This is a genomic window from Actinacidiphila glaucinigra, assembly GCF_900188405.1.
Classification (GTDB): domain Bacteria; phylum Actinomycetota; class Actinomycetes; order Streptomycetales; family Streptomycetaceae; genus Actinacidiphila; species Actinacidiphila glaucinigra.
On the sequence record NZ_FZOF01000002.1, the window covers coordinates 244,784 to 270,458 of the forward strand.

A 25,675-nucleotide genomic window follows, 5' to 3' on the forward strand; every position below is an offset into this window, starting at 1 on the left:
GGAGCTCAGCGACATTGCCGCAGGTCCTCGAAAGTGGCGGAGTCACCCGGGAGTTCGGAGCGCGCCGGCGCCTCCAGGCCGTCCACGAACAACTGCAGATGACGGCGGATGAAGCGCTCCATGCTGCCGCAGTGCTTACCGGGCAGCGGCCGCGTCAGCTGGCTGACGGCCACCATCACGTCGCCGACGTCGATGTCGGTACGGAGCCGTCCGGACCGCCTCCCGGCGGCCATCAGCTCCTCGATCGCGTGCTCCAAGCGTATGCGGCCCTCCTCGAGCCGCGGATCCCCCTTGCCGAATCCGGTGGAGAGCATCGGACACAGCGCGCCCACCCGCTCGTCGGCCGCCTCGTGCACGAAGCGGCGCAGCGCGTCGAAGGCGTCCGGCTCCTGCGCCAGCGCTTCCTCGGCCCGCTGGGTGATCCGGTCCATCACCGACAGGGCCACCTGGAGCGAGAGCTCCTGGCGGTCGGCGAAGTGCCGGTAGACAGTGGCGTTGCCCACGCCGGCCCGCTTGGCGATCTCGTCGAGCGGGGCGTCGGTGCCGTGCTCCAGGAGCGCCTCGCGGGCGGCGACGATGATCCGCTCGCGGTTGCGCGTGGCGTCCGCGCGGAGCTTCACTGCGGCGGCTACTGCCATGGCGGGCACTCCTCTCTGTCCCTCGGTGGCGCTCGGTTCCGGGGAGCGAGTCCCCGTTTGTGCGACGTAGGTGTAAACGGGGAGCCGTTCCCCGGATATTTCAGCGCCGCTTGTGAGCTGAGTCACAAACAACGGAGGCGGATGCGGCCGCGCTTGGGAGCACCCGCCCCACCGGCCCCGCACGCACGGGAAGGGCCCCGGACGCCATCGCGCGCCCGGGGCCCTTCCGCACTGTTCCGATACCTGCTCCGCTTACTCCGCTTACTCGACGACGAGCTCGACCGGGATGTTGCCCCGGGTCGCCTTGGAGTAGGGGCAGACCTGGTGGGCCTGCTCGATCAGGGCGCGGCCGGCCTCGTTCTCCAGCTCCGACGGCAGCTCGGCGCGGAGCACGACCGCCAGGGCGAAGCTCGTGTCGTCCTTGCCGATGGTCACCTCGGCGGTCACGGAGATCTCGCTGGTGTCCACCTTCGCCTGCCGCCCGACCAGGGCGAGGGCGCTGGCGAAGCACGCGGCGTAGCCGGCCGCGAAGAGCTGCTCGGGGTTGGTGCCCTGACCGTTGCCGCCGAGCGCCGGCGGCATGGCGAGCGCCAGGTCGAGCTGTCCGTCGGAGCTGACGGCACGCCCGTCACGGCCGTTGGCGGTGGCGACGGCGGTGTACAGCGGGTCCATGAGACATCCTCTTTCGATCGGTTGCGATCCCGTTGACGACAAGTAGAGCACACAACTGAGTTGCACACAACTAAAACGTGAACGGTCGAGCTACTCTGTATCCATGACCGCCACCGCGCCCGCCCGTGCCGGGGACCACCTCCGGCTCGAGAACCAGATCTGCTTCTCCCTGCACGCCGCCTCGCGCGCCTTCGGCGGCGTCTACCGTGTCGTGCTCAAGGACCTCGGCCTCACCTACCCCCAGTACTTGGTGATGCTCGTGCTCTGGGAGCACGGCGCCCTGCCGGTCAAGAAAATCGGCGAGCACCTGCGCCTCGACTCCGGCACGCTCTCCCCGCTCCTCAAGCGCCTGGAAGCCACCGGACTCGTCCGCCGCGAGCGCTCCGCCGACGACGAGCGCTCCGTCACGGTCCACCTCACCGACGCCGGCACGGCGCTCCACGAGAAGGCCCTCCAAATCCCGCGCCGCATCTCCGCGGCCACCGGTCTCGGCTTGGACGAGATCAACGACCTGCGCACCCGCGTCGACCGCCTGACCGCCGCCCTCACCGCGGCCGACCTCGACGACGGCCCGCCCTGCGGCTGACGCCCCGCGCGCGACGCCACGCCCTCCGGAGCCCGGAGCAATCGCCGGCACACCCCTGACCGGCATCCGCTAGGCTGTCCCACGCTTCCGCCTCAGTAGCTCAGGGGATAGAGCACCGCTCTCCTAAAGCGGGTGTCGCAGGTTCGAATCCTGCCTGGGGCACAAGGGAAACGGCCCGCACCGATCATGGTGCGGGCCTTTTTGACGGCAGGGTTTGACGGCAGCCGGGTCTCAGGCGCCCGGCAGTCGGCGCTTGGGCAGGGGATCCATATGGCTGATGGCTTCCCGCTGGGTGTCGTACGCAACGTGGGTATAGACGTCAATCGTGACCCGGGGCACGACGCTGGCCGCAGTCAGCAGCGTGGCGCAGCCGTGCCGGGCATCGTGCAGCCTGACCACCCGCAGCCCTGACTGCGCGGCAACCCGGGTGAAGAAGCGGTAGACGTTCCGCGGCTCCACCGGGCGGCCGTTCCTCGTTGCGAAGATGTGCCCGGCCTCGGACCAGGCCGCGCGAGCGGATCAGGGCGTAGACAGTAGAGCATCCGAGCTTGCGCCGCGCCTTGACTTCCGGCACGGTCTGCAGCGCCGGGTGGCGGTCGTCATGCTGGCTCCTTCCAGGGCCAGTTGGTCTCGTAGGGCTTCGCGGGCGGTGTCGCGGTTGAGCCGGAGGTCCCGGGCGATGGAGGCGGCGAGGAGGGATTCGCCGGGGGTGTGGCCGTGGCCGACGTATTGCCAGTCGGCCAGGACCAGGACGGTGCCCGGCTCGATGTCCTCCGGGCCGAGGACGTCGCGCTCTTGAACGGCACGGAAGTCGGCGCGTTCCTGGCGCAGGGCGCCGAGGGCCCTGGTCTTCCGCTGCAAGAGGCCGGACGGGAACGGGCCCCATGTCCGGAGTGACGACGGACGGCACCTGGCCGTCAACTCCCGCTAACGTCTCCCTCATGGCGATGCCGACTGCACTCTGGTTCGAGCACCTGGCCGGAAAGCACTGGCATAACGATCTTCGACTGCACATCGGAGGTCACCGTCACACCTGCGACTCGTACTACCTGACACTGGAGTCGCAACACCTCGGCGCGAATCTGATACGCCTGCTAGAGCAGTGGATAGAGCAGGTCAACGAGTTGAGAGGCGCAGGAGGCACCGCTTACCTGCCCTACGACTTCTCAGACCAATGCACAGCGTGGCTGCGCGTCTCCGCCGCAGACGGGCATACAGCCGTCGTCCAGGCCGGGTGGAGCCTCATCGAAGCATGGCGCATCGACCCCTCGGACTACCGCGCGACAGCGCCAGACGTCACGGACTTCAAGCCGATCGCGAACGCTCAGATCGAGTGCACACTGGACGACCTCGCCACGCGCATCGCGCTCAACCGAGGCAGCTTCGCGACACTGAGGCACTAGCGCGGTAGGAGTTCGACTACTTCATCAAGGCACCCGGCGTCGCCCACACTCCTCATGGGGACGTAAGCGTTGGGGATGGCCGTCCGCCGCCGGGCGCCCCACAAGTAGAGGCCTAAGGCATGAGGTCAGAACCGCGGTGGCTGGGGCGGCCGGCGCTGCGATGCCAAGGCGGCCATCATCGGGCGAGCCTCGAAGATCGGGGCCAACATCGGGCTGCTGCGGGCGGGCAACGCGCCAGCCCGATTCGCGGCCAGCGTATGGGCCCCGGCCTCTCGCCCCATGGCAGCTCCAGCCCAAAGCTCTGCGCGCCAGCCCCATGCGTCGCCCGTGCGGTCAACGGGAGCTCCGCGGGGATCTTCGCGGCAGTCATGCTCTTCGGGATGTCGACCCCGTAGCCCATCGCGGCGACGATCGAGGTCGGCTCGATGTCGCCGATTCGCGGTCCTGATGGCAGAAGATGACGGCAACGGAGCCGTACGTACGCAGACCTTGGCGGTGGTAGGGGGCCTGCCTCGAGGCCGTGTCGTGGCAGGCGGCAGCACCCATGCAGCTGTGAACGAAGTCCTTCGATCCTGCCGTGCCGCACACGTGCCACGGGGTTCGCTACGTGATCGACGCCCCTGGCGCCAGTTCGAGCCCGGCGGCACCCAGGAAGTCGGAGAGGCTGATGGCGCCGTCGCTCGTGCCGTCGTCCCATCGGGCCAGAAGCTTCGAGCGGCCTTCGTTCCAGGAGTCGGCGGTCCATGTGTCGATGTCAGGTCCGGGGTGGTGCTCGACCGTGCCCTCACCATGGCGGTAGTGCAAGAACAGATAGAGGCCGCCGACAGTCCAGGCGTCCCACTGAGACGGGTAGCCGTGGCACGTCTGCACGACCCGTGCCAGCAATCGTTCCGCTTCTCCGGTCATTCGGCGATGTTCGTTCTCTGTGCGTGCACTCCGCAAGGCAGTTCGGGCCGCTGGCCCCCTCACAACAGGGGACTCTGGAACGCTCGCCCGTGATCAGGCTGGCAACGCCGAAGTGGCCGAGGCCCTTTATGCGCAGCCGGCCCTGCGCGTCTTCTTCCCCTTTCCGTCGCACGGCGAGTTCAGCCTGCTCTCCAGTACCAAGGATCCGTTCTACGAGGAGGTTCCGCGCGTGGTGCCGAGCGGAGACGGCCTGTGGAACGTGGCTCTCCACTGGTCGGGGTGGTCGCCGCAGATACCGTCACGCGTACTCGGTTCCCACCTCAGCGCTCGCGAGGCCGCGGCGCTGGTGGCCGCGAACTTCCCCCCGGGCAGCGGCCCAGCGATCGAGGGAGGCTGGCCGCACCCTGCGCCCGATCGATGACGTCGACGGTGCAGTCGGCGGCCAAACTCTCTCAACCGCGCAGGCGGGACAGCCATGCACCGCTCCTGGTGGCCGGGCACGCAACTAGGGCGTTGCGGCGCTGCCGTTGGCCAGGGCCGCCTGGACGATGCGGACGGCCTCGGGGGTGTCGATGCCTACGCTGGCGATGACGGCGGCGTACTCGGCGGCGGCCCGGCGTGCCCGCTCGCGCCCCTGTTCACCGGCCGCGGACACGAACGAGCCCGCCCGTCCGCGGGTCTCGATCAGTCCCGCCTCCTCCAGCGCCCGGTAGGCGCGCCCGACGGTGTTGACGGCCAGGCCCAGGTCCGCTGCCAGGCGGCGGATGGTCGGCAGCTGGGTGCCCACGGCCAGCGTGCGGTCCTGGATCTGGCGGGCGAGCTGGGCCCGCAGTTGCTCGAACGGCGGGACGGGCGAGGCGGAGTCGATGACGATCATCGGCTCACCGGGCGCCCGTGGCGTGCCGGGCAACCGTGCCGCTCTGCGGGGTCCGCGCGGTGATCAGGGCGAACGTGATGACGCTCAGGACGATGAAGGCGAGCCAGGCGACGTTCCACCAGCCGAGGGCGGTTTCGAATACCGACACGACCGGCAGCGACCACACCACGGTCGGCGTGGCGACCTCCCGGGCGTCCTCGACCCGCATGATCACGTCGGCGGTCAGCGAGACCTCGTCGTCGGCCACGACCGGGTGTGTCAGGACATGGCGCAGCTGGACGACCACGCCGACCGCGATCCCGCACAACCCGATGAGCAGGAGGAGCGCCGCGTAGCGCGCGGTGGAGTCCTGTGCGGTCAGGGCGCCGATCGCCATCACCATCGCGCCCGCGAACGTGGCGGCGGCGAAGGCGGCACGCGGCCGGCCGAGCACGGTGCGCCAGCCGAGCCGGACCGGATGGGCCGCCCGCCGCGGCAACGTCGCGCCGGCCAGCCGGTCGACCTGCCGCACCCTCCGGTCCAGCAGCGCCTGGGCCAGCACCAACGCCACCACCACCGCCGTCAGGACCAGCAGCGACCAGGGCCGGTACGACCCGGACCCGCCGACCCTCACCTCGGCGGTGCGGGTGCCGGTGTAGACGAGGGCGACCGCGATGATGAAGGCGGCCAGCAGGATTTGACCGGCCAGACGGGTGCGTCGCCGGACCGCCAGACGCGTGGCCAGCAACGGTGTCGGCCGGACGTCGGCCAGGCCGTGCCCGGCCAGCCACACGCCGGCCTGCTCGATGTCCGTCTGACGCACCGACTGCTCAGACATCCGGCAACCTTCCCTTCGGCACGGCACCCACTATGTCGCAAGGCTTGTCGCAACATGATGCGACAAGCCTTGAGACAAGTCAACGGAACCCGAAGCGGCGGGTGCCCGGCTGTGGACAGGATCCTTCGTTGCGGCGCCCCGGACCCCGACCTCGACTACCTGACCAGCACCCGCGCTCTCGGATGAAGGCCAAGACGGCAGCGCACGAGGACGCTTCGGCCGGTGGAGAGTACGGATCGTCCGGGGCCAGGTGAGCCACGGCATCCTCCGGGTCACCGCCCTCGGCGCCAGTGGGATGCGTGCTGCGGAGACGGCTCAGGACATGGGCTTCTGTCTCCTTGGCACGGGCCTTTGGGCGCTGATCGCCTGGCCGCTCGGCTGGTTGCCGGACGGGTTCGGTCCGGTGTCCGTCGCCGCTGTTGCGGCAGGAGGCCGGCCTCTCGGCGACCTGTACCGGACCAGGCCTCCGGGCCGGCGCTCTGCCGTTGCCGCGGCCCTCCTCGTCATGCCGGCGTCGGCGGTGGCGGGCAGTCCGCGGCGTCGTGGATCTCGCCCAGCGCCGAAGATCTCGGGTTCACCCTGGGTTCGCTGGTCGGCCTGCCCCTCGGGGCGGCCGCGTTCGTGGCGCGGATCAACCGCCCGCGACAGGGCGGCGCGCGGGCGCCGGATGCGACGCGTCAGGGGCGCACATACGCTGTGAGTGGACGCTCCTCTCTTTATCGAGGTGAGAGATCGTGCCGCTCTACATCACGCTGCTGAGCTGGACCGACCAGGGGATCCGCGCGTACGCCGACACGGCGGAGCGGGCCGACGCGTTCGGTGCCGCGCTGCGGGACGTCGGGGGGAGGCTGGTCGACATCTACTGGACCGTCGGGCCCCACGACCTCGTCGCAATCGTCGAGGCGCCCGACGACGAGACCGCCGCCGCGGCGCTGCTGCGGCTGGGCGCGGTCGGCAACGTCCGCAGCACGACCATGCGGGCGTTCGGACGGGACGAGGTCGAGGGCATCATCGCCAAGGCCTCCGCCTGAAGGGAACCGCCCGGGAGGTCAACTGCCCTCCGCGGCCCGGTCGAAGAAGGAGCCGCGCCTCAGCCGCTCGTACGACGGCTCGGCCCGTGCCATCCAGGCGTCCACGTCGGCGGCCATGGAAGGGAACCGCTCCTTGAGGGGTGCGGCCAGTGCGGCGATCTCCTCCCAGGAGTCGGCCAGAAAGGTCTCGTTCTCCAGGCCGATCGCCACGGCCGCGCGGAACGCGTCGTCGGACCGCAGCCACCGCTTCGCCACGTGGACGATGCGGGCCACGTCCTCGGCGTCGAGGATCCACGACATCGACAGGAGTTGCTCGGAGACGTAGCCGGGCACGACGCCCGGGGCCCGGTGCTCGACGAGGAAGTCCATGACGAACTCGACGTCCATCGCGCCCCTCCCACCGCCGGTTCCCGTGACCGGCGCGGGTCACATGCTAGGCAGGACGCGGCCGGGGAGCGGGGAACTTTTTCGCGGGACCCCGAGTCTGCCTCCCCGGGAGGGGCGGCACATGAATGGCGGGAATGCGCGGAGGCTGCGGCTCGGGGTGTCCCTGGGCGGCGTCGGACTCGCGGCGGTGGCGGCAAGTGTTCTGTACGGGCGGGCCGTTCCGGCGGCGCCGGAGGTCGTCCCCGGGTGGGAGCGGGCGGCGCTGCCCGTGGTGGACCGGTATCTGACGAACGACCCTGCGGGCCCGCTCGGCGGCACCGAACTTCGCGGGGAGGACGGGGCGGTGCCACGGGGCTTCTGCACCGAGCGGGTGATGGAGATCCGCCGCGTGGACGGCGGGCTGCGGGTGGGCCTGGCGGCCTGGTGCGGGCACTACGTACCGAAGGGTGACGACGTCACCGCGCTGGACGGAGTCATCACGCTGGGGGTGGTGACGGTGTCGCCGGCCTCGTCGCCCACCCGGGTGAGGGACGTCTCGTGGCAACCCGAGGGCGACGCCACCGCCTGGACCGCGGCGCACTTCTCCGCCGGGGGCGCTGCCGAGGCCGAACGCCTCGCCGCGGACCCCGCGTCGCAGCTGAGCAACCCGGTGGGCGAGGCGCGGGCGGCGTTCGAGCTGCCGGGCTGATCGGGCGGGTCTCGATCCGTGTGTCGTGCCCGGTCGTCTGGTCGCCTACGCGCGGGGAGCCGGGTCCGAGGTCGGGGACGACGGGCCGGAGGTGGTCCGGCCCGACGCGGCGCAGTGGCACGCGGAACCGGGACTGTTGCTCGAGGAGATACCGCTGTCCTGGCGGTACACGCTCGCGGCCGTCCGCGACGAGGCGCTGCCGGGTCTCGCCGCATCCCGGGAGGGCATCGAGGAGGCCGGGGAACGCGCGCGGGGGTTCGTCGACACGGCCCGGCGGGCACCGGGCATCGGCGGCCAGAAGGGGCCCGAAGGGACCGCGGAGCCGGGGCAATTCGGCACGTAACCATCCGCCGTGCGGCGCGGTGGCTTCCTCGTGGGCTCCGGGTGTTGACCTGCGTTGCGGATCATCACAAGATGACCGCGTACGGCACTCTGCCGAGACCACCGGCGGGCCGTCCACGACCGCCTCGCCCGTCGGCACGGGCAGGCCGGTGTGCGGTCCGGCGCGTCCGGAATCCTGGAAGGTCACGCGTTCATGCAGAGCTACGCCTCGGCGCAATTGGCATCACCCGGCACCTACTTCCAGACGGCGGCGTTCTGCTGCCTGGTGGCTGTCGTGCTCATACGGGCGGGCCGCGTGTGGCGCCGCGCGGCCCGGGGCCTGCTCGCCCCCGAAGAGCCGGTGCGGGTGGAATCCGCGCCGGTGCCCGGCCCCGCGGCGTCGCGGGCGCGGGGCAACCGGACCGTGGGGCGGGTCTACCTCTGCTTCGGCTGGTTCCTCGTGCTGGGGACGGTCGTCAACCTGGTCAACGGCGTCCGCTCCGTGTGGGGCTGAGGGCCCGTCGGCCCCTGGCCGTCACCGGTGACGGCCGCCCTCCGGGGTCTCCGGGTGGACCGGCGGCGGCGTGACCTCGGGGGCGCCGATGAGCCGGGCGCAGTAGGCGGGTACGGCGGCGGCACCGCCGGCGGCGCGTTCCAGGCGGGCCAGGGTCGCGGCGTTGACGCCCTTGTGGTGCTCGGCGGCCTTGACGTACGTCTGGCACAGTCCCTTCGACCCGGCGTCCGTGGGCGCGGCAAGCGGGGGCACCGAGGCGTGCGGGCCGCCTGAGGTGACGGGTGGGGCCGTGGACGTGGCGGTGGTGCCCTGCGGCGCGCGCGGGGACGCCGTGCGCGTGCCGCCGCCCGGGTTCGCGGGGGCGGAGGACGGGGAGGGCGACACCGGCCGGGGACCGGCCGTGCCCGAGTGGAAGGGGCCGGGGAGCGAGCCGGACTGCGCCGCCACGGCCACGCCGCCGAGCGCGAACACCGCGACGAGTCCGCCGAGGGCCGCCCTGGTGCGCCGGGCGGGGCGGACACCGCGGACCCGCCTGCGGCCACGGCCCCCGCTCGTGGCGGCCCGGGCCTCCCGGAATGCCGCCAGCGCGGCGCGCTCGCGTTCCGGGTCGCCCGGCAGGGGTGCCGCGGCGACCGCGAGGAGGTGTGCGAGAGCGTCCGCCCGGCCGTCGCCGGCCGCGGTGGGGTACGCGTCGAGGAGACGCTCGGCCAGGGCCGCGTCCATCCGTTCGTCGTGTGCTCGGCTGTCCTTCATCCGTCAGTCCGTCACTTCTCCATGGCGCCGTCGAGGCGCTCCGCGAGGCGTTTCAGGCCCCGGTGGGCGGCGGTCCGCACCGCGCCCGGGCGCTTGCCGAGGACCTTGGCCGCGGCGGGGGCGTTGAGTCCGACCACGACCCGCAGCAGCACTGCCTCGGCCTGGTCCTGCGGCAGGGCCGCGATCAGGTCGAGCGCGCGCCGCGTGGACAGGTTCTCCAGGGCGGTGCCCCCGGCGTCCTCGAGCGTCATGGGCTCTGCGGTGCGCTCCTCCAGGGGCCCGGTGCGCGGCCGGGCCTTGATGCGGCGCAGGTGGTCCAGGGCGCGGTGCCGGGCGATGGTGGCGGCCCAGCCCCGGAAGGCCTGGCCGTCGCCGCGGAATCCGCGCAGGTCCCGTACGACGTCGTGCCAGGTCTCGGAGGCCACGTCCTCGGCGTCGTCGCCGACCAGGCCGTGCAGGTAGCCCAGAAGCATCGGATGGACCTCCCGGTAGAGCACGCCGAACGCGGTCTCGTCGCCGGCGCGGGCCCGCTGGACCGCGTCGCCCAGTTGCTCCTCGCCCATCCGGTCGCGCCGGCGGACCTCCGCCTTGCCCACTGCGTCCTCTTCGTGCTCGTCGGCCCCGTGCCGCCGGTCACCGCGCCGCGGCGCGGCGGGCCTCACACCTCGGCCCGGCCCACCACCGAGAGGCAGAAGAGGCGCAGGCTGTCCGCCGGCCCGTTCTCGTAGCGCTTGACCGCCTTGCCCAGCGGGTTCCACACCCTTCCGTCGGGCGTCCGGATACCGAACGGCTGGCCGAATGTATCGCGCTGCTCCTCGTCGAAGTCCACCCAGGTCGCCCCTGCGGTACGGACCAGCACCTCCCCCGCGTAGGCGCCGAAGCCGCGGAGCGTGGGGGTGACGGCCTCGATGGGCGGCTGCTCGCCCCGGATCGCCTCGATGACGCGGTCGACGAGGCCGAGGCTGGCCGGGGAGTAGTCGAGCCTGACACGGGAACCCTCCCTGGCCATGGACACGACATCCGCGGCGAGACGAGGACCCAGAACCGCCGCCGGTGGACTGCTCACGCCCTGCTTCATCGTGCCCCTTCGCTCGTCGTCCCCGTCCGCGTGTGACGCGTGTGGCTACTGAGTGGGGCGCAGCGCGCCGGGAAAGCGTTACACCGGGCGGCGGAGGCGGCGGAGCCGCACGCCGCGGACGCGCTTAGGCTGCGGGCATGGCTCATGCGACCGTACGCGAGTGGTACGAGGAAGAGGGCTGGGGCGTGCTGGACTGCCCGGAGACGCCCGGGGGGTGCTTCGCCCACTACAGCGACATCGAGATGAACGGCTTCCGCACGCTGTCCGCCGGCCAGCCGGTGGCACTGGAGTGGGAGGCGCCGGGCTTCGCGCAGGACGGGTACGAGTACCGCGCCCTGCGCGTCGTGCCGAAGGGCTGACCGGGCCCGCCGCTCAGCCCACGTCCCACAGGAAGCGGTGGGTGTGGATGCCGAAGTAGGGGAAGGTGTCCACGCCCGCGACGCCCTCGGCGGTCCTGACGACGTCGTTGACGAAGTCCAGCAGGTCGGACGGGCCCGGGCAGACGACCTCGGCGAAGAGGGCGTACGGCCCGGCGGTGAGCACCGCGTAGACCACCTCGTCGCGGGCGGCGAGCGCGTCCGCGACGGCGCGCGGGTCGCCGTCCACGCGGACCCCGAGCAGCGCCATCGCCTGGCCGCCCATGGCCATCGGGTCGGTGACGCCCACCACCTGCACGACCTTGCCGTCGATCAGCCGCTGCAGGCGCTGGCGGGCGGCGGACGGGGAGAGCCCGACCTTGGGGCCGAGGTCCGCGTACGGGATGCGGCCGTCGGTCTGGAGCTCGCGGAGGATGGCGCGGTCGATGTCGTCCACGGGGCTCAGCCTGCCAGTTCGGCCAGGGCCGCGGCGAAGAGGGCGCTGTGGGTGTCGACGTCGGCCTCGGTGGTGGCCGGGCACATCAGGGCCATGTTGTGGAACGGCGTCATGAGGATGCCGCGGTTGGCCAGCCACAGGTGCAGGAAGTCCTCCAGCTCGGGGTCGGAGACGGCCGCCGACTCGGTGCCGTTGCGCGGCGCGGGCGCGGCGAAGCGGTACTCGGTGCGGGCGCCGAGGCGGCTGACGGACCAGGGCAGGCCGTGGGCGGCGACGGCGTCGGCCACGCCCCGCTCGAAGCGGGCGGCGAGGACGGACATGGCGGTGAACGCGTCGTCGGTGAGAACGTGTTCGAGGGTGGCGCGCATGGCGGCGACGGACAGGGCGTTGCCCGCCAGGGTGCCGCCGACCCCGCCCATGTCGACCAGGTCCAGGTCGCCGCGGGACAGGAGGCGGTCGGCGAGGTCGGCGGAGAGGCCGTAGGCACCGGCCGGCACACCGCCGGCGATGGCCTTGCCGATGGTGAGGACGTCGGGTTCCAGGGACCACGCGGCGGTGGCGCCGCCGGGCCCGGCGGAGAAGGTGTGGGTCTCGTCGTTGATGAGCAGGACGCCGTGCCGGCGGGTGATCTCGCGGACGCCCTCCAGGTAGCCGGGCTCCGGCAGGACGATCCCGATGTTGGTGAGGGCGGGCTCCATCAGGACGGCGGCCACGTCCCCGTGGGCGAGCTCCCGCTCCAGGCCCTCCAGGTCGTTGAACTCCGCGACGCGGCTGGTCAGCGTGACGTCGCAGGGCGCGCCGACGTTTCCGGGGCGGCTGACCCCGCCGCGGCCGCCGGGGCCGGTGACGATCAGGGACTCGTCGACGCTGCCGTGGTAGCAGTAGCTGTTGAAGAGGATCTTCTGCCGTCCGGTGACGGCGCGGGCCAGGCGGATGGCCCACCGGTTGGCGTCGGTCGCGGTCAGCGCGTACGACCAGCGGGCCAGCCCGAAGCGGCGGGCGAGTTCGGCGCCGACCCACTCGGCGTCCTCGGTGGGGAGCATCGCGGTCGCGCCGCCCTGCTCTCGGTAGCGCCGCTCGATCGCCTCGGCGACGGGCTCCGGGGAGTGGCCGGCCATGGCGCCGGTGTCGCCGAGGCAGAAGTCCACGTACGTGTGGCCGTCGATGTCGGTCACACGGGCGCCGCGGGCGCCGGCGAGATAGCGGGGGAAGGCGCCGGCGTTCTTGTTCATCCAGGTCATCGGCACCCGGCCGAAGAGGTGGTCGGCGGCCTCGTACGCGGCGCGTGACTTCGGGTTGCGGGCGGCGGCCTCGGCGGTCTCCCGCGCGAGCAGTTCCTTCAGGCGGGTGCGGTCGACGGACATGGGGCCTCCTCGGCTACGGGCGGCTCCGACCATACGCGTGATTCCGTTGCCCAGTCACCCCATGGCGCGCGATTCGATCGTGCGGGCGATCGAATCCCTATCCGATGGGCGGCCGCGGGCCTCCGGACCCACCGCACTCCAGGGCGCCCCCGGACGCGCCGGGGACGCGGCGGCCGCAGCGGGTGCGTTCACCGGGGACCGGTGCCAGGGTGGCTTGTGTCGGGCCGGGGACGGACGGCGGGGAAAGGCGGCGATGGCCATGACGGAACACCCGCACTCCGTGCTGGTCCAGAAGGCGTACGCGGCGTTCACCCGGGGCGACATGGACTCCCTGGCCCGCCTGCTGTCCGGGGACGCGGCCCACCACTCGCCCGGCGACCATCCGCTCTCCGGGCACTACAAGGGCCGGGACGAGATCATCGGCTACTACCGCAGGCTCACCGAGGAGACCGACGGCAGCATGCGGGTCCAGTTGCGGCAGGTGCTCGTCGACGGCCGCGGGCACGCGATGGCCCTGCACCACCTCACGGCCGAGCGCGGGGGCGAGTACCTCGACCAGCCGGGCGGCATCGTGTTCCGGATCGTCGGCGACCGGATCACGGACCTGGACGAGTGCGTCTGCGACCTCGAGGCCACCAACCGCTTCTGGTCCTGAGCGGGGCACGTCCGTACGGCGCTGACGACCGGGACGAGGGTGTCGGCGAGCTGCGCCACGCCCCGCGGCCGGGTGGCGACACGACGCGCACGACCGCTCCGAGATCACGCGGGGCCACGCCCTCCCCTGCCGGTCGCGACCGAGGGGCCAAGGCGGGGCGGATCGGGCCGAGTTGCCGCGGCCGGCATCCCGACTCGCGCCCGCGGGCACGCTGAACCCCGCGCCACACCGCCCCCCACTCCCTCACCCTCCCCTTCCACGATACCCCTAGGGGGTATAGTTTGGTGGTGGGTGGACGGCACGGAGCCCGACGCCGTACACCGGAACACGCACAGAACGCACGAGGAGAACCCATGTCTGTCAGCTACAGCGTCTCCGGGATGAGCTGCGGTCACTGCGAGTCCGCGGTCAGCAAGGAGGTCGCGGCCCTCCCCGGTGTGACCGGCATCACGGTGGACGCCAAGACCGGCCTGCTCACCATCGACTCCGACGCGCCCCTGGAGGAGTCGGCCGTCCGCGCCGCCGTCGACGAGGCGGGCTACGAACTGGTCGGCCCGGCATGACCCTCCCGGATCAGCAGCAGGTCACCCCGCGGATCGCAGCGCAGGCCGCCCCTGCGGGCGTCACCGAGCTCGAACTCGCGATCGGCGGGATGACCTGCGCCTCGTGCGCGGCCCGGATCGAGAAGAAGCTCAACCGGATGGACGGCGTCACGGCCACCGTCAACTACGCCACCGAGAAGGCCAAGGTGGCGTTCGGCGACGGGATCGGCGTCGGCGACCTGATCGCCACCGTCGAGGCCACCGGTTACACTGCCGCGCTCCCCGCCCGGCCGGTCACCGCCGCGCCCCAGGAGGCGCCGGAGTCCGAGCCGGGCGAGCTCACGGCGCTGCGGCAGCGGCTGCTGACCGCCGTCGTGCTCGCCGTGCCCGTCATCGCGATGGCCATGGTCCCGGCCCTGCAGTTCCGCAACTGGCAGTGGCTGTCGCTGACCCTTGCCGCGCCGGTCGTGGCGTACGCGGCATGGCCCTTCCACCGCGCGGCGTGGACCAACCTGCGGCACGGCGCCACCACCATGGACACGCTGATCTCCATGGGCACGCTGGCCGCCTTCGGCTGGTCCGTGTGGGCGCTCTTCCTCGGCGACGCGGGCGTGCCCGGCCTGAGGCACCCCTTCGAGCTGACCGTCACCCCCGGCCACGGCTCCGCCAACCTGTACCTGGAGGTCGCCTCCGGCGTGACCGCCTTCATCCTGGCCGGGCGCTGGTTCGAGGCCCGTTCCAAGCGCCGGGCGGGCGCCGCGCTGCGGGCCCTGATGGAGCTGGGCGCCAAGGACGTCGGCGTGCTGCGCGGCGCGCGCGAGGTGCGCGTCCCCACCTCCGAACTGACCGTCGGCGACCTGTTCGTGGTGCGGCCGGGCGAGAAGGTGGCCACCGACGGCGTCGTACGGGAGGGCACCTCGGCGGTCGACGCCTCGATGCTCACCGGCGAGTCCGTACCCGTCGAGGTGGGGCCGGGGGAGGCCGTCACCGGAGCCACGGTGAACGCCGGCGGCCGGCTGGTCGTGGAGGCCACCCGGGTCGGCGCCGACACCCAGCTGGCCCGTATGGCGCGCCTGGTGGAGGACGCCCAGAACGGCAAGGCGGCGGCGCAGCGCCTCGCCGACCGGATCTCCGCGGTGTTCGTCCCCGTCGTGATCGGACTCGCCCTGGCGACCCTCGGCTTCTGGCTCGGCAACGGCTCGGGCCCGGCCGCCGCCTTCACGGCGGCCGTCGCCGTGCTGATCATCGCCTGCCCGTGCGCGCTCGGCCTGGCCACTCCCACGGCGCTGATGGTCGGCACCGGACGGGGCGCGCAACTCGGCATCCTCATCAAGGGGCCCGAGGTCCTGGAGACCACCCGGCGGATCGACACCATCGTGCTGGACAAGACCGGGACGGTCACCACCGGCGCCATGACGCTGACCGCCGTCCACCTGGCCGAGGGCGAGCGGGAGGACGAGGTGCTGCGCCTGGCCGGCGCCCTGGAGCACGCCTCCGAGCACCCCATCGCCCGCGCGATCGCCCGGGCGGCGGAGGAGCGCACCGGCGCCCTGCCCGCCGTCACGGGATTCCGCGCGCTGCCCGGACTCGGCGTGCGGGGCACCGTCGACGGCCACGAGGTCACCGTCGGGCGCCAGGAGCCGTCCGAGCCGCTGCCGGCGGGACTGACCAGCGCCAAGGCGGAGGCCGAGGCCCGGGGCAGCACAGTGGTCACGGCCGTATGGGACGGCCGGGCCCGGGCCGTGCTCGTCGTCGCCGACGCCGTGAAGCCGACCAGCGCCGACGCCGTCCGCCTGCTGCGCGGGCTGGGCCTGACCCCGGTGCTGCTCACCGGGGACAACGAGGCGGTGGCCCGGGCCGTCGCCGCCGAGGTCGGCATCGACACCGCCGATGTGATCGCGGACGTGATGCCGGAGGACAAGGTCGCCGTCGTGGCCCGGCTCCAGCGGGAGGGCAGGTCCGTCGCCATGGTGGGCGACGGGATCAACGACGCCGCCGCGCTGGCCCGCGCCGACCTCGGGATCGCCATGGGCACGGGCACGGACGCCGCCATCGAGGCGAGCGATCTGACGCTGGTCCGGGGGGACCTGCGGGTCGCCGCGGATGCCATCCGGCTCTCCCGGCGCACCCTCGGCACGATCAAGGGCAACCTCTTCTGGGCCTTCGGCTACAACGTGGCGGCCCTGCCGCTCGCCGCGGCCGGGCTGCTCAACCCGATGATCGCGGGCGCCGCGATGGCCTTCTCGTCGGTCTTCGTGGTCGGCAACTCCCTCCGTCTGCGCGGTTTCCGGCCGCTCGCACGCTGACCCCACGGCCGCCCCCCACCGGACCGCGGGGGGCGGTCACTCCTCGTCCAGGAGTGCGGCGACGACGGCGTCCATGTCCAGGTGGCGCAGTTCCTGCCCGGGCGGCACGGCCTCGTACACCCGGGCCAGGAAGCCCCGCAGACCGGAGGTGCGCACCTCGACGAGGGCGGTGCCCTCGTCGGTGCGGAACTCGATGGCGGTGTGCTCCGGCCCGCTCGGCCGGATGTGCACGTCGCCTTCCCCGGCGGGCTCGTACAGGCCGGTGGTGAGCAGCCCGCGGGCGAACACCCAGGTCACCTCGGCGCCGTCGAGGGAGACCTCCGCGGGGAAGGTGATCCGGGCGGCGAGCGGGTCGTCACGGCGGTAGCGCAGGGTCGCGGTGATCTCCCGGCCCCCGGGCCCCGAGCGCGGGCTGCGCAGACGGGCCCTGACGATGTGGTCGATGTCGGTCAGCATGGCCTTCCTCGGCAGGCGGGCGGTGCGCTCCGGATGCGTTCCGGTGCCCTGGGAGAGCGCGGACGGCCGCTGTCCTTACGCGACTTGCGGCTCCGATTGTGTGATGTACGTCACAGTGAGTCCGGGGCGTTGTCGGTGGGCCGTGCCACGATGAGCCATGGACACGCGACGGACGGTGGGGGCCGAGGAGCGGCGCCGGCGCATGGCGGTGCGGCACCGGCTCACGGCACAGCGGCGGGCGGCGGCTCCCGAGGAGGTCGCCGAGTCGCTGGTGGCGCTGCACGGCACGGACCCGGCGACGGTCTACCTGTCGGCCGCGGCCAGGATGCGCGCGCCCGGCGCCGCGGCCCTGGACCGGGCGCTGTACGAGGAGGGCAGCCTGACGCGGCTGCTCGCGATGCGCCGGACGATGTTCGTGGTCGCCACCGCCTCGGCGCCGGTGGTGCTCTCCGCCGCGGCCCGGGCGATCGCCGCGCAGGAGCGGCGGAAACTGCTCGGGCATCTGGCCGACGGCGGCGGCTGGGACGAGCGGTGGCTGGCGGAGCTGGAGGAGTCGGTGCTCGCCGCGCTGGCCGGTCGCGGCGAGGCGACGGCCGCGCAGCTCGCCTCCGACGTGCCCCAGCTGCGCGAGCGGGTGACGGTGGCGCGCGGCAAGCCGTACGAGGCGACCCAGGCGGTGTCGACACGCGTCCTGCGGGTGCTGGCGGCGGAGGGCCGCATCGTCCGCAGACGGCCGCTGGGCGGCTGGACGAGCAGTCAGTACCGCTGGGCCCCGGGCACGGTGACCCAGGCGCCGCCGGCGTCGGAGGCGCGCGTCGAGCTGGTGCGCCGCTGGCTGGCGGCGTACGGGCCGGGCACGGAGGCCGACCTGAAGTGGTGGACGGGCTGGACGCTGACCGAGGTCCGCAAGGCCCTCGCGGCGATAGGCACCGAACAGGTGCTGCTCGACGGGGAGACCGGCCATGTGCTGCCGGACGACGGCGGGCCGGTCCCCGAGACACCGCCGTGGGCGGCGCTGCTGCCCGCCCTGGACCCGACGCCGATGGGCTGGCAGCGGCGCGACTGGTACCTGCCGCAGGACGGGCGGGAGCGGGCGGCGCTCTTCGATCGGTCGGGCAACATCGGCCCCACCGTGTGGTGGAACGGGCGGGTGGTCGGCGGCTGGGCGCAGCGCGCCGACGGCGAGGTCGTCCACCGCCTCTTCGCCGACCCCGGCCGCGAGGCCGTCGCCGCGATCGGGGCCGAGGCCGCCCGGCTGCGGGGCTGGCTGGACGGCGTCCGCGTCACGCCCCGCTTCCGGACGCCGCTGGAGCGGGAGTTGTCCGCGTCGCCGGCCCCGCCGGCCTGAAACGCCGTCACGACGGGTATGCCGCCCATGACGCCCGGTGACCGGCCGGGCGCGGACCGGGCGGAGGTGGACCGATGGAACAGGTGGCGGTGTTCTGCGGCAACTGCGACTGCGGCTGTCCCACGCTGTACGTGGACGAGGCGGCGCCGGCCGACCAGCGGGTCGTGCTGACCGACGACTTCGGGCAGCGGGTGCGGATGAGCTCCGAGCAGTTCCGCTCGCTGGTCGAGGAGGCGAAGGCGGGCCGGCTGGACCACGTGTAGCGGTCCGGCCGGCCCGTTCTCCGGGCAGCCCGCGCGTCGCGGGCGGGGCCGGCCCGGGTCAGGCGACCCGGGTGAGCTTCGAGCCGAAGGAGGGCGCGACGAGGGCCGTCTCCAGCAGGACCGGGACCCGGACCATGCTGTCGCCCTTGCCGACGACCAGTTCACCGACCTTGTCACCGGCGTTCGCGGTGTGCGGGAGGCCCGCCTTGCCGGCCTCCACCGAGATGTCGACCTTGAGGCCCGCCCAGCCGATCGCGGTGACGTCCTCCCCGGCCACCACCGGGGTGTGACCGCCGAGGCCGTCGTCGACGTAGCCGACGACATCGCCCTTCTTGATGATCGAGGCCGAGGCGAGCGCGTCCCGCGTGCCGTCGATCAGGGTGCGGCTGCGGCCGAGGACCGTGTCGATGATCGGCGCCTTCTGCTGGTCGAGCATCGCGCCGACGATCAGCTGCCTGGTGCCGCCGATCTTGCGGTAGGCGGCGAAGAGCAGGTTGCCGCCGGCCTTGGTGCTGGTGCCGGTCTTGATGCCGACGATGTCGTTGTAGCCGGCCAGCTGGTTGTAGTTCTTCTGGATGTTCCCGTTGATGTCCGTGTACTGGATCTTGGTGGCGATCTCCGCGAAGACCTTGTCCTTCATCGCCGCGTGGCCCAGCTTGACCTGGTCGCTCGCGGTGCTGACGGTGGTCGCCTCCAGGCCGCTCGGGTCGGTGTAGGTCGTGTCGTCCATCCCGAGTTCCTTGGCGACGGCGTTCATCTTCTTCACGAACGCCGCCTCCGATCCCGCGTCCCAACGGGCCAGCAGCCGGGCGATGTTGTTGGCCGAGGGCAGCATGACGGCCTCCAGCGCCTCGTACTCGCTGAGCTTCTGCCCGGCGGTGACGGGGACGACGGACTCCGACTCCTGCATGCCGCTGTGGTACTGGTCCTCGGCCTTCTGGTCGACCTCGACGGTCTCGCCCTTGCCGCCCTTCTTGATCGGGTGGTCGCGCAGGATGACGTAGGTCGTCATCACCTTGGCGACGCTCGCGATCGGCGTCGGCTTCTGCTCGCCGAACTCGCCCATGCGGCCGAGGCCCTCGGCCTCGACGACGGCCTGACCCTCGCTGGGCCACGGGAGCGCGAGCTCGTCGCCCTCGAAGGTGTACGAGGTCTCGGCGGTCGACTCCAGCTCCGGCTCGGGCAGCGGACGCAGCGCCTGCGCCACGCAGAAGGCCACGATCAGCAGCAGGACCAGCGGGGTCCAGATCTTGACCCGCCGCACGGTCGTGCGCAGCGGGGTCTGCGGCGGCGGCGGGGTGTTGGTCAGCTCGGCCAGCAGCCGCAGCGGCTCGTCGGGGTCGGGCGGCAGCGGCATCTGCTTCGTCCGCGAACCGGCGCCGGGCTCCGCGGTCTGCGGGGTCCGCGTGCCCTGCGCGGGCGTGGGCGCGGGTGTGGGCGCGGGCATCGGGGCCCGCGGGGCCGCGGTCGGCCGGTCGTCGGTCCGCAGCGGGACAAACGTTCCGCTCGGCCGGGGAGGCGTCGCGACGGGCGCGGAGGCGGACGGCGCACGCAGGGTCATGGTGCGGTCCCGGACCGGCGTGCCGGCGCCCTCCGTACGGGGCGCGCGCAGCGTGAGCGTGCCCTCCCCGGCCCTGGGGCCGTCGTGTCCGCCCCCTGACGCCTCGCGCGCCCCGGGTCCGCCCTTGACGCCTCCGGGGCCCTTTGAGGGGCCTTCAGCGCCGCCGCCCCCGGGCCCGTCCGACGGGGCGTCGTCCCGGGACTCCTCGGGGGCGTCCTCCGGGGTGTCCTCCTCGGCTTCCTCCGGGGCCTGATCGACCGTGTCGCCCGCGGGGGCATCGCCGGGCTCCGCTTCGGCGTCCGCCCCGGCGGACGGCTCCTCGCCGCGGCCGGCCTCCCCGGCGGACGGCTCCTCGCCGCGGCCGGCCTCCCCGGTGGCGGAACGCTCCTGCGGCCCGCCGGACTTCTCGGCTTCCGCCGCGTCCTCGGGCTCGGGCTCGGGCTCGGCAGCCGCGTCGGGCTCGGGCTCCGCGGCGTCCTCGGGCTCGGGCTCCTCCACCCGCGTCCCGTCGGCGGCCGGTTCCTCACCCGCGTCCTCGACGGTGCCGGCCTCGGCACCGTCCCGCTTCCCGCTCCCGTCCCCGTCCGCGTCACTGTCCGCGTCGCCGTCCGCGTCGCCGTCCGTGGCGGATTCCTCCGCGCCGGCCTCCTCGGCGACTGCGTCGCCGGTACGGGATTCCGCACCGTCCCCCGCGTCGTCGGCCGGAGGGGCGTCCTCCGCGTCCGGCGTAGCATCCTGCGCCCCGCCGTCCACGTCCGCTCCGTCGTCCGGCGTACCCGAAGCACTCGGGTCCGGCTCCGGTGCGCCCTCCGCTTCGGGCGGCTCCGGCGCGAACTCCGGTTCACCGGTGGCCGGTTCCGATGCGCTCCGGGGCGCTCCCACGACCCCGCGGAAGACCGTCAGCCGCGGATCCTCCGCCCCGCCTCCGGTCCCCTCCCCCGACAACTCCTGCTGCTCCGCCCTGCCGGGGGACTCGCCCGCCACCGGACCTCCTCCACATCGCGCGGTGCGCCGCCGCGGCGCCCCGCTCACCCTTACACCAGTTTCCAGGCCTCTGCCGTGAAGCCGCCGCGAGACCCGCCGTGGGACGCCCCGGCCCCCCGCGAGCCACCGCCGCCCTCGGTGCTAGACGAGAACGACATATGAGTCGGTTCCCGCACGAACGGGCAAGGCGCTCTCGACAGGCCGGTGTGAGAGGCGTCACCCTGTCATTCATCCACGCGGGGAGGCATGGATGGGCAGGAGCCGCAGAACACTTCCGGAGGAGCTACTGCTTCTCGCCCTGGACCCGGCCACGGGTACCACGGCGCAGCCGCAGTCGCTCGACCTTGGTCTTGCCGGGGCACAGCTAGTGGAGCTGGCCCTCGCAGGACGAATAGCCCCTGACGGGGATCGTATCGCCGTGGTGCACCCACGGCCGACAGGAGATCCGACCCTGGACTCCGCGCTCGAACTGCTGCGCCGTCGCGGCAGCCCCGTGCGCGCCGTCCACTGGATCGGCGGGCCCCGCCTGGGGCTGCGCCAGACGTATCTCACGCATCTGGAACGGTGCGGCATGGTGCACGCCGTGCCGGGGCAGATGTGCGGGGTGCTGCCGACCACGCGCTATCAGGCGACCGACAGCGAGGTCAGCCGGGAGATCAGGGCCCGGCTGGACAGCGCGATCCGCACCGGGGTGCCACCGGACCCGCGGACCGCCGCGCTCGCCGCGATCGCCCATGCCGTGGGGCTCGGCAAGCACCTGTACCCGGGCAACGAGGGCCGGTCGTCCCGATCGCGGCTCCGTGACCTGATCAGGTACGACCCCATGGGCGGCCTCGTCGCGCACGCCGTGATGGACGTGCAGAACGGTGCCGCCGCGCAGCCGAAACGCGCCCCCGCCCAGGGGCGTCCGGCGGCGGCCAGGGCGACGGGCCACGGCATGGTCCGCGCCGGCGTCCGCTGACCCGGGGTGTCCGGCGGCAGGGCCTGGACACCGTGACGACCGCGATCCCACCGCAACCGCAGCGCGCGGGGCGGTGACCGGCAACCGCCGGCCGCCGCCCCGCGCGCTTCCGTTTGTCCGCTCTTTTGAAGAGCGCAGCATATGACCAATTCCCAGCGGCGGGATGACCGATAGTGGCACTCTGCTGACCAGCAGTACATATCTGCAGAGAACACGGACCAGTCCGGAAACCGGAGGTGCACATCCCGTGGCCGCCAACGTCAATCCCACCGTCAGGCGACGCCGACTCGGCTCGGAACTGCGCAAGCTGCGCGAGCAGAAGGGAATGACCGCGGAGGAGGTCGCCGCCCGGCTGCTGGTCTCCCAGTCGAAGATCAGCAGGCTGGAGAACGGGCGCCGCAGCATCAGCCAGCGCGACGTGCGCGACCTGTGCAGCGTGTACGGCGTCGAGGACAGCCGCCTCGTCGACTCCCTGATGAACATGGCGCGCGAGTCCCGGCAGCAGGGCTGGTGGCACGCCTTCGGCGACGTCCCCTACAGCGTCTACATCGGCCTGGAGACCGAGGCCGAGTCCCTGCGCGTCTACGACTCCCTGGTCGTGCCGGGGCTGCTGCAGACCCGCAACTACGCCTCGGCCGTCATCGAGGGCACGCTCCCCGAGGCCACGCCCGAGCAGATCGAGAAGCGGATCGAGATCCGGCTGCGCCGCCAGGAGCGCGTCACCGACCCGGACTCGCCGCTGCGCTTCTGGGTGGTGATGGACGAGTCCGCGCTGCGCCGCGTCGTCGGCACCAGGGACGTGATGCGCGAACAGCTGGAGTACCTGGCCCAGATGAGCACCCAGGCACACGTCACGGTCCAGGTCCTGCCGTACGACGCGGGGGCGCACCCGGGCATGTCGGGCAACTTCGCGATCCTGGAGTTCGCCGACGCGACCGACTCCAGCGTGGTGTACATCGAGGGCGTCACGAGCGACCTGTACCTGGAGAAGCCGACGGATGTGCACGGCTACAGCGTCATGTACGAGCACCTGCGGGCACAGGCGCTCAGCGCGGAGCAGAGCCGGCAGTTCATCGCGGACGCCGCGAAAGAGTACGCACGCTGACTCTGCGGCAGGGAATGCCGCAGAGTACACCTGGGCCCCGTGGGGCGGAAGACCTCCTGGAATATGCCACCCGTTGGAGGTAATAGCCGCTGTGGGCAGTGATGTTGGCGAGTAGCTTCGATCACGTCAGAGCTGCACAAAAAAGAAAGCTCGGAGCGATCATGGCTATTCAGCTCGGAAACACCAAGGCGTGGACCAAGTCCACTCGTTCCCAGGGAAATGGCGCCTGCGTCGAGGTGGCCTCCCGTACGACGTCGGCCGTCGACGTCCGCGACTCCAAGGACCCCGAAGGCCCGGCGCTGGCCTTCTCCCCCGAGGCCTGGTCGGCGTTCGTCGCGGACGTCGGCCACGGCATGTACGACCTCGACTGAGCACCGTCGCAGTACCCGTACGGGCCCTCTCGACCGGCACGCCGTCCTGGCCGAGGGGGCTCACTGCCACCCTGACGTCCTATCCCCGCAGTTCGTCGACATAGGTGTCGGTCCCCGGCACCGTGGGGACGAAGGGCGCGACGAGTTCGACCCGGCCGAGCCCCGTGCCGGCCACCTCGGTGTCCAGCCCCGTGAAGTGCTCCTCCCACACCTCGCGCGGGTCCCGCTGCAGGAACCACAGCAGGGTGAGCCGGGTGCCGACGCCCTCGACCTGCTTCACATAGGACATCCGCTCCAGCGGCAGCGGTGTGGGACGGAAGACGGTCACCATCGCCGAGGGCGAACCGGCCAGCCGACGCGGCAGGTGGCGCTCGCGCAGCAGGTCGAGCAGCGCGTCGCACTGCTGCGGGGTGTCGGTGTCGATCACCTCGACGACCAGCCCCGTGTAGGGGTGGTCGAGCGCGTGGAAGTCCCGGGGACCGTCGGGGCCGTCGCGGTAGACGGTGACGGCGTGGTCCTGGAAGGCGGTGAAGACGTGGGTGCGGTCGTGGTGGACGCGGGCGTCGCGGTTGAGGCGCCGGTTGATGGCGACGGTCCACTTCATGTGGTCCGCGTAGCGCCCTGCCGTGATCCAGTACACGGTGATGTAGCAGCCGTCGGTGACCGGCTGGGCGACCGCGGACTTCTCCGGGTAGCGCAGTGACTGCAGGTCGCGGGTGGCCACCCAGCGGCGTCCGGCGTACATCCAGGGCATGGCCATGGCGCCGGCGATGAAGTGGTCGTCCTCGTACCAGCGGTTGTAGGCGTACTCGTGGCCGGGGTGCGGTTCGACCATCGTGATGAGGGCGTGGCCGAGGCCGGGGCCGTAGGGGCCGACGGAGGCCAGTTCGGCGTAGAGCTCGCTGCGGGTGTCTTCTTCGGTCATGCCTCCGGTTTAGCTGACTGGGTGTCAGATATGAAAGCCCGTGGCGGCACCCGGCGCATCTGGGTACGGTCCGCGAAATCGCCCGCGACCGTGAAGGAGCCCGCCATGCGCGCCGCCGTCCCCGGCCTCGCCACCCGTGCCACCACCGTCGGCGGCTCACCGGTTCGGGAGATCCTCGCGCTCACCGCCCGTCCGGAGGTGATCTCCTTCGCCGGCGGACTGCCCGCCCCCGAACTCTTCGACGCGGCGGCGATACGCGCCGCGTACGACCGCGTGCTCGCCGAGGCGCCCGAGCGGGTGCTGCAGTACTCCACCACCGAGGGGGACCCGGCGCTGCGCGGGGCGGTCGCCGGCCGGCTCGCCCGGACCGGACTGCCCACCGGCCCGGACGACCTGGTCGTCACGGGCGGCTCCCAGCAGGCCCTGACCCTGGTCTCCACCGCCCTGCTGGAGCCCGGGGACGTCGTGCTCGTGGAGGACCCGGGATACCTGGCGGCGCTGCAGTGCTTCGCCTTCGCGGGCGCGCGCGTGGTGCCGGTCCCCTCCGACGGGGACGGCATCGACCCGATGTCCCTGGAGTCGGCCGTCGTCCGGGAGAAGGCCAAGCTGCTCTACCTGGTGCCGACCTTCCAGAACCCCACGGGCCGCACGACCACCGGCGAGCGCCGGCAGGCGATCGCCCGGGTCGCCGAGCGGCACGGGCTGTGGATCGCGGAGGACGACCCGTACGGGGAACTGCGCTACGACGGCGAGGCGCAGCCGTGGATCGCCTCGCACGAGGCGGCCGCCGACCGGACGGTCCTGCTCGGCAGCCTGTCCAAGATCATGGCGCCCGGGATGCGGCTCGGCTGGCTGCGCGCCCCGGCCGCGCTGCGCCGCGCGTGCGTGGTCGCCAAGCAGTCAGCCGATCTGCACACCTCGACCGTGGACCAGGCCGCCGCCGCCCGCTACCTGGCCGACTCCGATCTCGACGCCCACCTGGACCGGGTCCGCGCCGCCTACCGGGAGCGGCGTGACGCCCTGCTGGCCGGACTGCCGGGCGCGCTGCCCGAGGGAAGTTCGTGGAACCGGCCGGAGGGCGGCATGTTCGTCTGGGCCCGGCTGCCCGCCGGGTACGACGCGACGGAGTTGCTGCCCCGGGTGGTGGCCCACGACGTGGCATATGTGCCGGGGGCGCCCTTCTACGCCGGCGAGCCCGACCGCGCCGCGCTGCGGCTGTCGTTCGTGACGCACACCCCGGACGAGATCGCGGAGGGGCTGCGCAGGCTCGCCAAGGCCCTGGCCATCGCGGGCGGCTGAGCCTATTCTGACGGTCCGTCAGTTCAACCGTCCGGGTGGGGGTGGTGGGCC

The 25,675-nt window shown here is 72.7% G+C and carries 31 protein-coding genes, 1 tRNA gene and 2 pseudogenes; 18 read left to right on the forward strand and 16 right to left on the reverse strand.

Annotated features, from left to right (window positions below):
• Nucleotides 1-5: 5 nt before the first annotated feature.
• Complete coding sequence (locus tag CHF15_RS05040; RefSeq protein ID WP_089222383.1) at nt 6-638, reverse strand: TetR/AcrR family transcriptional regulator; 633 nt, start codon at nt 636-638, stop codon at nt 6-8.
• Nucleotides 639-899: 261 nt separating this feature from the next.
• Nucleotides 900-1,310 (reverse strand): organic hydroperoxide resistance protein, encoded by a 411-nt coding sequence (locus CHF15_RS05045; protein WP_089222384.1) that lies wholly within the window; start codon nt 1,308-1,310, stop codon nt 900-902.
• Nucleotides 1,311-1,413: 103 nt separating this feature from the next.
• Between CHF15_RS05045 and CHF15_RS05050 the strand changes: the two genes are divergently transcribed.
• Nucleotides 1,414-1,896: a MarR family winged helix-turn-helix transcriptional regulator gene (locus CHF15_RS05050; protein WP_089222385.1), complete on the forward strand. Its 483-nt coding sequence runs from the start codon at nt 1,414-1,416 to the stop codon at nt 1,894-1,896.
• An 89-nt stretch (nt 1,897-1,985) separates the two neighbouring features.
• Nucleotides 1,986-2,058: transfer RNA gene (locus CHF15_RS05055), tRNA-Arg, on the forward strand.
• A gap of 69 nt (nt 2,059-2,127) precedes the next feature.
• Here CHF15_RS05055 and CHF15_RS05060 read toward each other — a convergent pair.
• Nucleotides 2,128-2,400: pseudogene (locus CHF15_RS05060) on the reverse strand (site-specific integrase); the annotation flags it as partial.
• Nucleotides 2,401-2,502: 102 nt separating this feature from the next.
• Nucleotides 2,503-2,736 (reverse strand): annotated as a pseudogene (locus tag CHF15_RS05065) (replication initiation protein); the annotation flags it as partial.
• 101 nt (nt 2,737-2,837) lie between these two features.
• On the opposite strand from CHF15_RS05065, the gene CHF15_RS05070 reads away from it, so the two are divergent.
• Nucleotides 2,838-3,299 (forward strand): hypothetical protein, encoded by a 462-nt coding sequence (locus CHF15_RS05070; protein ID WP_143681522.1) that lies wholly within the window; start codon nt 2,838-2,840, stop codon nt 3,297-3,299.
• Between the two features lie 603 nt (nt 3,300-3,902).
• On the opposite strand, the gene CHF15_RS05075 is transcribed toward CHF15_RS05070, so the two are convergent.
• Complete coding sequence (locus CHF15_RS05075; protein ID WP_089222387.1) at nt 3,903-4,205, reverse strand: hypothetical protein; 303 nt, start codon at nt 4,203-4,205, stop codon at nt 3,903-3,905.
• Nucleotides 4,206-4,224: 19 nt separating this feature from the next.
• On the opposite strand from CHF15_RS05075, the gene CHF15_RS05080 reads away from it, so the two are divergent.
• Nucleotides 4,225-4,626 (forward strand): DUF6193 family natural product biosynthesis protein, encoded by a 402-nt coding sequence (locus tag CHF15_RS05080; RefSeq protein ID WP_265737385.1) that lies wholly within the window; start codon nt 4,225-4,227, stop codon nt 4,624-4,626.
• Nucleotides 4,627-4,710: 84 nt separating this feature from the next.
• Here the strand turns inward: CHF15_RS05080 and CHF15_RS05085 are convergent, their stop codons facing one another.
• Both CHF15_RS05085 and CHF15_RS44710 read right to left on the reverse strand, forming a co-directional pair.
• Complete coding sequence (locus CHF15_RS05085; RefSeq protein ID WP_089222389.1) at nt 4,711-5,082, reverse strand: GntR family transcriptional regulator; 372 nt, start codon at nt 5,080-5,082, stop codon at nt 4,711-4,713.
• A 4-nt stretch (nt 5,083-5,086) separates the two neighbouring features.
• On the reverse strand, nt 5,087-5,899 hold the full coding sequence (locus CHF15_RS44710; protein ID WP_089222390.1) for a hypothetical protein: 813 nt from the start codon (nt 5,897-5,899) through the stop codon (nt 5,087-5,089).
• A gap of 734 nt (nt 5,900-6,633) precedes the next feature.
• Between CHF15_RS44710 and CHF15_RS05095 the strand changes: the two genes are divergently transcribed.
• Nucleotides 6,634-6,930 carry a GYD domain-containing protein gene (locus CHF15_RS05095; RefSeq protein WP_089222391.1) on the forward strand — a complete coding sequence of 99 codons (297 nt, stop codon included), beginning with the start codon at nt 6,634-6,636 and terminating at the stop codon, nt 6,928-6,930.
• Nucleotides 6,931-6,948: 18 nt separating this feature from the next.
• Here the strand turns inward: CHF15_RS05095 and CHF15_RS05100 are convergent, their stop codons facing one another.
• Nucleotides 6,949-7,317 (reverse strand): hypothetical protein, encoded by a 369-nt coding sequence (locus CHF15_RS05100; protein WP_089222392.1) that lies wholly within the window; start codon nt 7,315-7,317, stop codon nt 6,949-6,951.
• Nucleotides 7,318-7,438: 121 nt separating this feature from the next.
• Between CHF15_RS05100 and CHF15_RS05105 the strand changes: the two genes are divergently transcribed.
• The 3 genes from CHF15_RS05105 to CHF15_RS05115 all read left to right on the forward strand — a co-directional run bounded on the left by CHF15_RS05105 (nt 7,439) and on the right by CHF15_RS05115 (nt 8,840).
• Entirely contained in the window at nt 7,439-8,005 is a 567-nt protein-coding gene (locus tag CHF15_RS05105; RefSeq protein WP_143681523.1) for a hypothetical protein, read from the forward strand.
• A 25-nt stretch (nt 8,006-8,030) separates the two neighbouring features.
• Nucleotides 8,031-8,348, forward strand: coding sequence for a hypothetical protein (locus CHF15_RS05110; protein ID WP_089222394.1), 318 nt, complete (start codon nt 8,031-8,033; stop codon nt 8,346-8,348).
• A 192-nt stretch (nt 8,349-8,540) separates the two neighbouring features.
• A complete protein-coding gene (locus CHF15_RS05115; protein WP_143681524.1) occupies nt 8,541-8,840 on the forward strand; it encodes a hypothetical protein in 300 nt (99 codons plus the stop codon).
• 21 nt (nt 8,841-8,861) lie between these two features.
• Here CHF15_RS05115 and CHF15_RS05120 read toward each other — a convergent pair whose 3' ends face one another.
• The 3 genes from CHF15_RS05120 to CHF15_RS05130 form a co-directional block, all read right to left on the reverse strand.
• Complete coding sequence (locus tag CHF15_RS05120) at nt 8,862-9,593, reverse strand: hypothetical protein (protein ID WP_089222396.1); 732 nt, start codon at nt 9,591-9,593, stop codon at nt 8,862-8,864.
• An 11-nt stretch (nt 9,594-9,604) separates the two neighbouring features.
• Complete coding sequence (locus tag CHF15_RS05125; RefSeq protein WP_375816319.1) at nt 9,605-10,189, reverse strand: RNA polymerase sigma factor; 585 nt, start codon at nt 10,187-10,189, stop codon at nt 9,605-9,607.
• Nucleotides 10,190-10,251: 62 nt separating this feature from the next.
• Nucleotides 10,252-10,602, reverse strand: coding sequence for a hypothetical protein (locus CHF15_RS05130; protein ID WP_245938667.1), 351 nt, complete (start codon nt 10,600-10,602; stop codon nt 10,252-10,254).
• A gap of 206 nt (nt 10,603-10,808) precedes the next feature.
• Between CHF15_RS05130 and CHF15_RS05135 the strand changes: the two genes are divergently transcribed.
• Entirely contained in the window at nt 10,809-11,030 is a 222-nt protein-coding gene (locus tag CHF15_RS05135) for a cold shock domain-containing protein (protein ID WP_018559937.1), read from the forward strand.
• Between the two features lie 13 nt (nt 11,031-11,043).
• Here CHF15_RS05135 and CHF15_RS05140 read toward each other — a convergent pair whose 3' ends face one another.
• Nucleotides 11,044-11,484, reverse strand: coding sequence for an Lrp/AsnC family transcriptional regulator (locus tag CHF15_RS05140; protein ID WP_089222398.1), 441 nt, complete (start codon nt 11,482-11,484; stop codon nt 11,044-11,046).
• A 5-nt stretch (nt 11,485-11,489) separates the two neighbouring features.
• On the reverse strand, nt 11,490-12,848 hold the full coding sequence (locus tag CHF15_RS05145; RefSeq protein WP_089222399.1) for a transaminase: 1,359 nt from the start codon (nt 12,846-12,848) through the stop codon (nt 11,490-11,492).
• A gap of 259 nt (nt 12,849-13,107) precedes the next feature.
• On the opposite strand from CHF15_RS05145, the gene CHF15_RS05150 reads away from it, so the two are divergent.
• The 3 genes from CHF15_RS05150 to CHF15_RS05160 all read left to right on the forward strand — a co-directional run bounded on the left by CHF15_RS05150 (nt 13,108) and on the right by CHF15_RS05160 (nt 16,351).
• Complete coding sequence (locus CHF15_RS05150) at nt 13,108-13,503, forward strand: nuclear transport factor 2 family protein (RefSeq protein WP_089222696.1); 396 nt, start codon at nt 13,108-13,110, stop codon at nt 13,501-13,503.
• A 353-nt stretch (nt 13,504-13,856) separates the two neighbouring features.
• The gene (locus CHF15_RS05155) at nt 13,857-14,066 is read left to right on the forward strand and encodes a heavy-metal-associated domain-containing protein (RefSeq protein WP_089222400.1); all 210 of its coding nucleotides are present in this window, start codon (nt 13,857-13,859) and stop codon (nt 14,064-14,066) included.
• On the forward strand, nt 14,063-16,351 hold the full coding sequence (locus CHF15_RS05160; RefSeq protein ID WP_089222401.1) for a heavy metal translocating P-type ATPase: 2,289 nt from the start codon (nt 14,063-14,065) through the stop codon (nt 16,349-16,351). The genes CHF15_RS05155 and CHF15_RS05160 overlap by 4 nt, the downstream gene beginning before the upstream one ends.
• 36 nt (nt 16,352-16,387) lie before the next feature.
• On the opposite strand, the gene CHF15_RS05165 is transcribed toward CHF15_RS05160, so the two are convergent.
• Nucleotides 16,388-16,807: an SsgA family sporulation/cell division regulator gene (locus tag CHF15_RS05165; RefSeq protein ID WP_089222402.1), complete on the reverse strand. Its 420-nt coding sequence runs from the start codon at nt 16,805-16,807 to the stop codon at nt 16,388-16,390.
• Nucleotides 16,808-16,964: 157 nt separating this feature from the next.
• Between CHF15_RS05165 and CHF15_RS05170 the strand changes: the two genes are divergently transcribed.
• Nucleotides 16,965-18,155 (forward strand): winged helix DNA-binding domain-containing protein, encoded by a 1,191-nt coding sequence (locus CHF15_RS05170; protein WP_089222403.1) that lies wholly within the window; start codon nt 16,965-16,967, stop codon nt 18,153-18,155.
• 74 nt (nt 18,156-18,229) lie between these two features.
• Nucleotides 18,230-18,418 (forward strand): hypothetical protein, encoded by a 189-nt coding sequence (locus tag CHF15_RS05175; protein WP_089222404.1) that lies wholly within the window; start codon nt 18,230-18,232, stop codon nt 18,416-18,418.
• 58 nt (nt 18,419-18,476) lie between these two features.
• Here the strand turns inward: CHF15_RS05175 and CHF15_RS05180 are convergent, their stop codons facing one another.
• Nucleotides 18,477-20,963: a hypothetical protein gene (locus CHF15_RS05180; protein WP_089222405.1), complete on the reverse strand. Its 2,487-nt coding sequence runs from the start codon at nt 20,961-20,963 to the stop codon at nt 18,477-18,479.
• A 250-nt stretch (nt 20,964-21,213) separates the two neighbouring features.
• On the opposite strand from CHF15_RS05180, the gene CHF15_RS05185 reads away from it, so the two are divergent.
• From CHF15_RS05185 to CHF15_RS05195, 3 genes are all read left to right on the forward strand, one after another.
• A complete protein-coding gene (locus CHF15_RS05185) occupies nt 21,214-21,924 on the forward strand; it encodes a GOLPH3/VPS74 family protein (RefSeq protein WP_026251155.1) in 711 nt (236 codons plus the stop codon).
• A 247-nt stretch (nt 21,925-22,171) separates the two neighbouring features.
• Complete coding sequence (locus tag CHF15_RS05190) at nt 22,172-23,029, forward strand: helix-turn-helix domain-containing protein (protein ID WP_089222406.1); 858 nt, start codon at nt 22,172-22,174, stop codon at nt 23,027-23,029.
• A 161-nt stretch (nt 23,030-23,190) separates the two neighbouring features.
• Nucleotides 23,191-23,400: a DUF397 domain-containing protein gene (locus CHF15_RS05195; protein WP_089222407.1), complete on the forward strand. Its 210-nt coding sequence runs from the start codon at nt 23,191-23,193 to the stop codon at nt 23,398-23,400.
• Between the two features lie 79 nt (nt 23,401-23,479).
• Here CHF15_RS05195 and CHF15_RS05200 read toward each other — a convergent pair whose 3' ends face one another.
• Nucleotides 23,480-24,325 carry a hypothetical protein gene (locus CHF15_RS05200; RefSeq protein WP_089222408.1) on the reverse strand — a complete coding sequence of 282 codons (846 nt, stop codon included), beginning with the start codon at nt 24,323-24,325 and terminating at the stop codon, nt 23,480-23,482.
• A gap of 105 nt (nt 24,326-24,430) precedes the next feature.
• Between CHF15_RS05200 and CHF15_RS05205 the strand changes: the two genes are divergently transcribed.
• Nucleotides 24,431-25,624: an aminotransferase-like domain-containing protein gene (locus tag CHF15_RS05205; protein WP_089222409.1), complete on the forward strand. Its 1,194-nt coding sequence runs from the start codon at nt 24,431-24,433 to the stop codon at nt 25,622-25,624.
• The last annotated feature ends 51 nt before the right edge of the window (nt 25,625-25,675 follow it).

What these genes read in the sequence shown, in the direction of transcription:
- CHF15_RS05075 (WP_089222387.1), bottom strand. Translation starts at nt 4,205, where the DNA reads ATGACCGGAGAAGCGGAACGATTGCTGGCACGGGTCGTGCAGACGTGC.
- CHF15_RS05120 (WP_089222396.1), bottom strand. Translation starts at nt 9,593, where the DNA reads ATGAAGGACAGCCGAGCACACGACGAACGGATGGACGCGGCCCTGGCC.
- CHF15_RS05045 (WP_089222384.1), bottom strand. Translation starts at nt 1,310, where the DNA reads ATGGACCCGCTGTACACCGCCGTCGCCACCGCCAACGGCCGTGACGGG.
- CHF15_RS05085 (WP_089222389.1), bottom strand. Translation starts at nt 5,082, where the DNA reads ATGATCGTCATCGACTCCGCCTCGCCCGTCCCGCCGTTCGAGCAACTG.
- CHF15_RS05130 (WP_245938667.1), bottom strand. Translation starts at nt 10,602, where the DNA reads ATGGCCAGGGAGGGTTCCCGTGTCAGGCTCGACTACTCCCCGGCCAGC.
- CHF15_RS05200 (WP_089222408.1), bottom strand. Translation starts at nt 24,325, where the DNA reads ATGACCGAAGAAGACACCCGCAGCGAGCTCTACGCCGAACTGGCCTCC.
- CHF15_RS05150 (WP_089222696.1), top strand. Translation starts at nt 13,108, where the DNA reads ATGACGGAACACCCGCACTCCGTGCTGGTCCAGAAGGCGTACGCGGCG.
- CHF15_RS05050 (WP_089222385.1), top strand. Translation starts at nt 1,414, where the DNA reads ATGACCGCCACCGCGCCCGCCCGTGCCGGGGACCACCTCCGGCTCGAG.
- CHF15_RS05105 (WP_143681523.1), top strand. Translation starts at nt 7,439, where the DNA reads ATGAATGGCGGGAATGCGCGGAGGCTGCGGCTCGGGGTGTCCCTGGGC.
- CHF15_RS05165 (WP_089222402.1), bottom strand. Translation starts at nt 16,807, where the DNA reads ATGCTGACCGACATCGACCACATCGTCAGGGCCCGTCTGCGCAGCCCG.
- CHF15_RS05175 (WP_089222404.1), top strand. Translation starts at nt 18,230, where the DNA reads ATGGAACAGGTGGCGGTGTTCTGCGGCAACTGCGACTGCGGCTGTCCC.
- CHF15_RS05160 (WP_089222401.1), top strand. Translation starts at nt 14,063, where the DNA reads ATGACCCTCCCGGATCAGCAGCAGGTCACCCCGCGGATCGCAGCGCAG.
- CHF15_RS05040 (WP_089222383.1), bottom strand. Translation starts at nt 638, where the DNA reads ATGGCAGTAGCCGCCGCAGTGAAGCTCCGCGCGGACGCCACGCGCAAC.
- CHF15_RS05185 (WP_026251155.1), top strand. Translation starts at nt 21,214, where the DNA reads ATGGGCAGGAGCCGCAGAACACTTCCGGAGGAGCTACTGCTTCTCGCC.
- CHF15_RS05195 (WP_089222407.1), top strand. Translation starts at nt 23,191, where the DNA reads ATGGCTATTCAGCTCGGAAACACCAAGGCGTGGACCAAGTCCACTCGT.
- CHF15_RS44710 (WP_089222390.1), bottom strand. Translation starts at nt 5,899, where the DNA reads ATGTCTGAGCAGTCGGTGCGTCAGACGGACATCGAGCAGGCCGGCGTG.
- CHF15_RS05070 (WP_143681522.1), top strand. Translation starts at nt 2,838, where the DNA reads ATGGCGATGCCGACTGCACTCTGGTTCGAGCACCTGGCCGGAAAGCAC.
- CHF15_RS05100 (WP_089222392.1), bottom strand. Translation starts at nt 7,317, where the DNA reads ATGGACGTCGAGTTCGTCATGGACTTCCTCGTCGAGCACCGGGCCCCG.
- CHF15_RS05155 (WP_089222400.1), top strand. Translation starts at nt 13,857, where the DNA reads ATGTCTGTCAGCTACAGCGTCTCCGGGATGAGCTGCGGTCACTGCGAG.
- CHF15_RS05115 (WP_143681524.1), top strand. Translation starts at nt 8,541, where the DNA reads ATGCAGAGCTACGCCTCGGCGCAATTGGCATCACCCGGCACCTACTTC.
- CHF15_RS05205 (WP_089222409.1), top strand. Translation starts at nt 24,431, where the DNA reads ATGCGCGCCGCCGTCCCCGGCCTCGCCACCCGTGCCACCACCGTCGGC.
- CHF15_RS05170 (WP_089222403.1), top strand. Translation starts at nt 16,965, where the DNA reads ATGGACACGCGACGGACGGTGGGGGCCGAGGAGCGGCGCCGGCGCATG.
- CHF15_RS05145 (WP_089222399.1), bottom strand. Translation starts at nt 12,848, where the DNA reads ATGTCCGTCGACCGCACCCGCCTGAAGGAACTGCTCGCGCGGGAGACC.
- CHF15_RS05135 (WP_018559937.1), top strand. Translation starts at nt 10,809, where the DNA reads ATGGCTCATGCGACCGTACGCGAGTGGTACGAGGAAGAGGGCTGGGGC.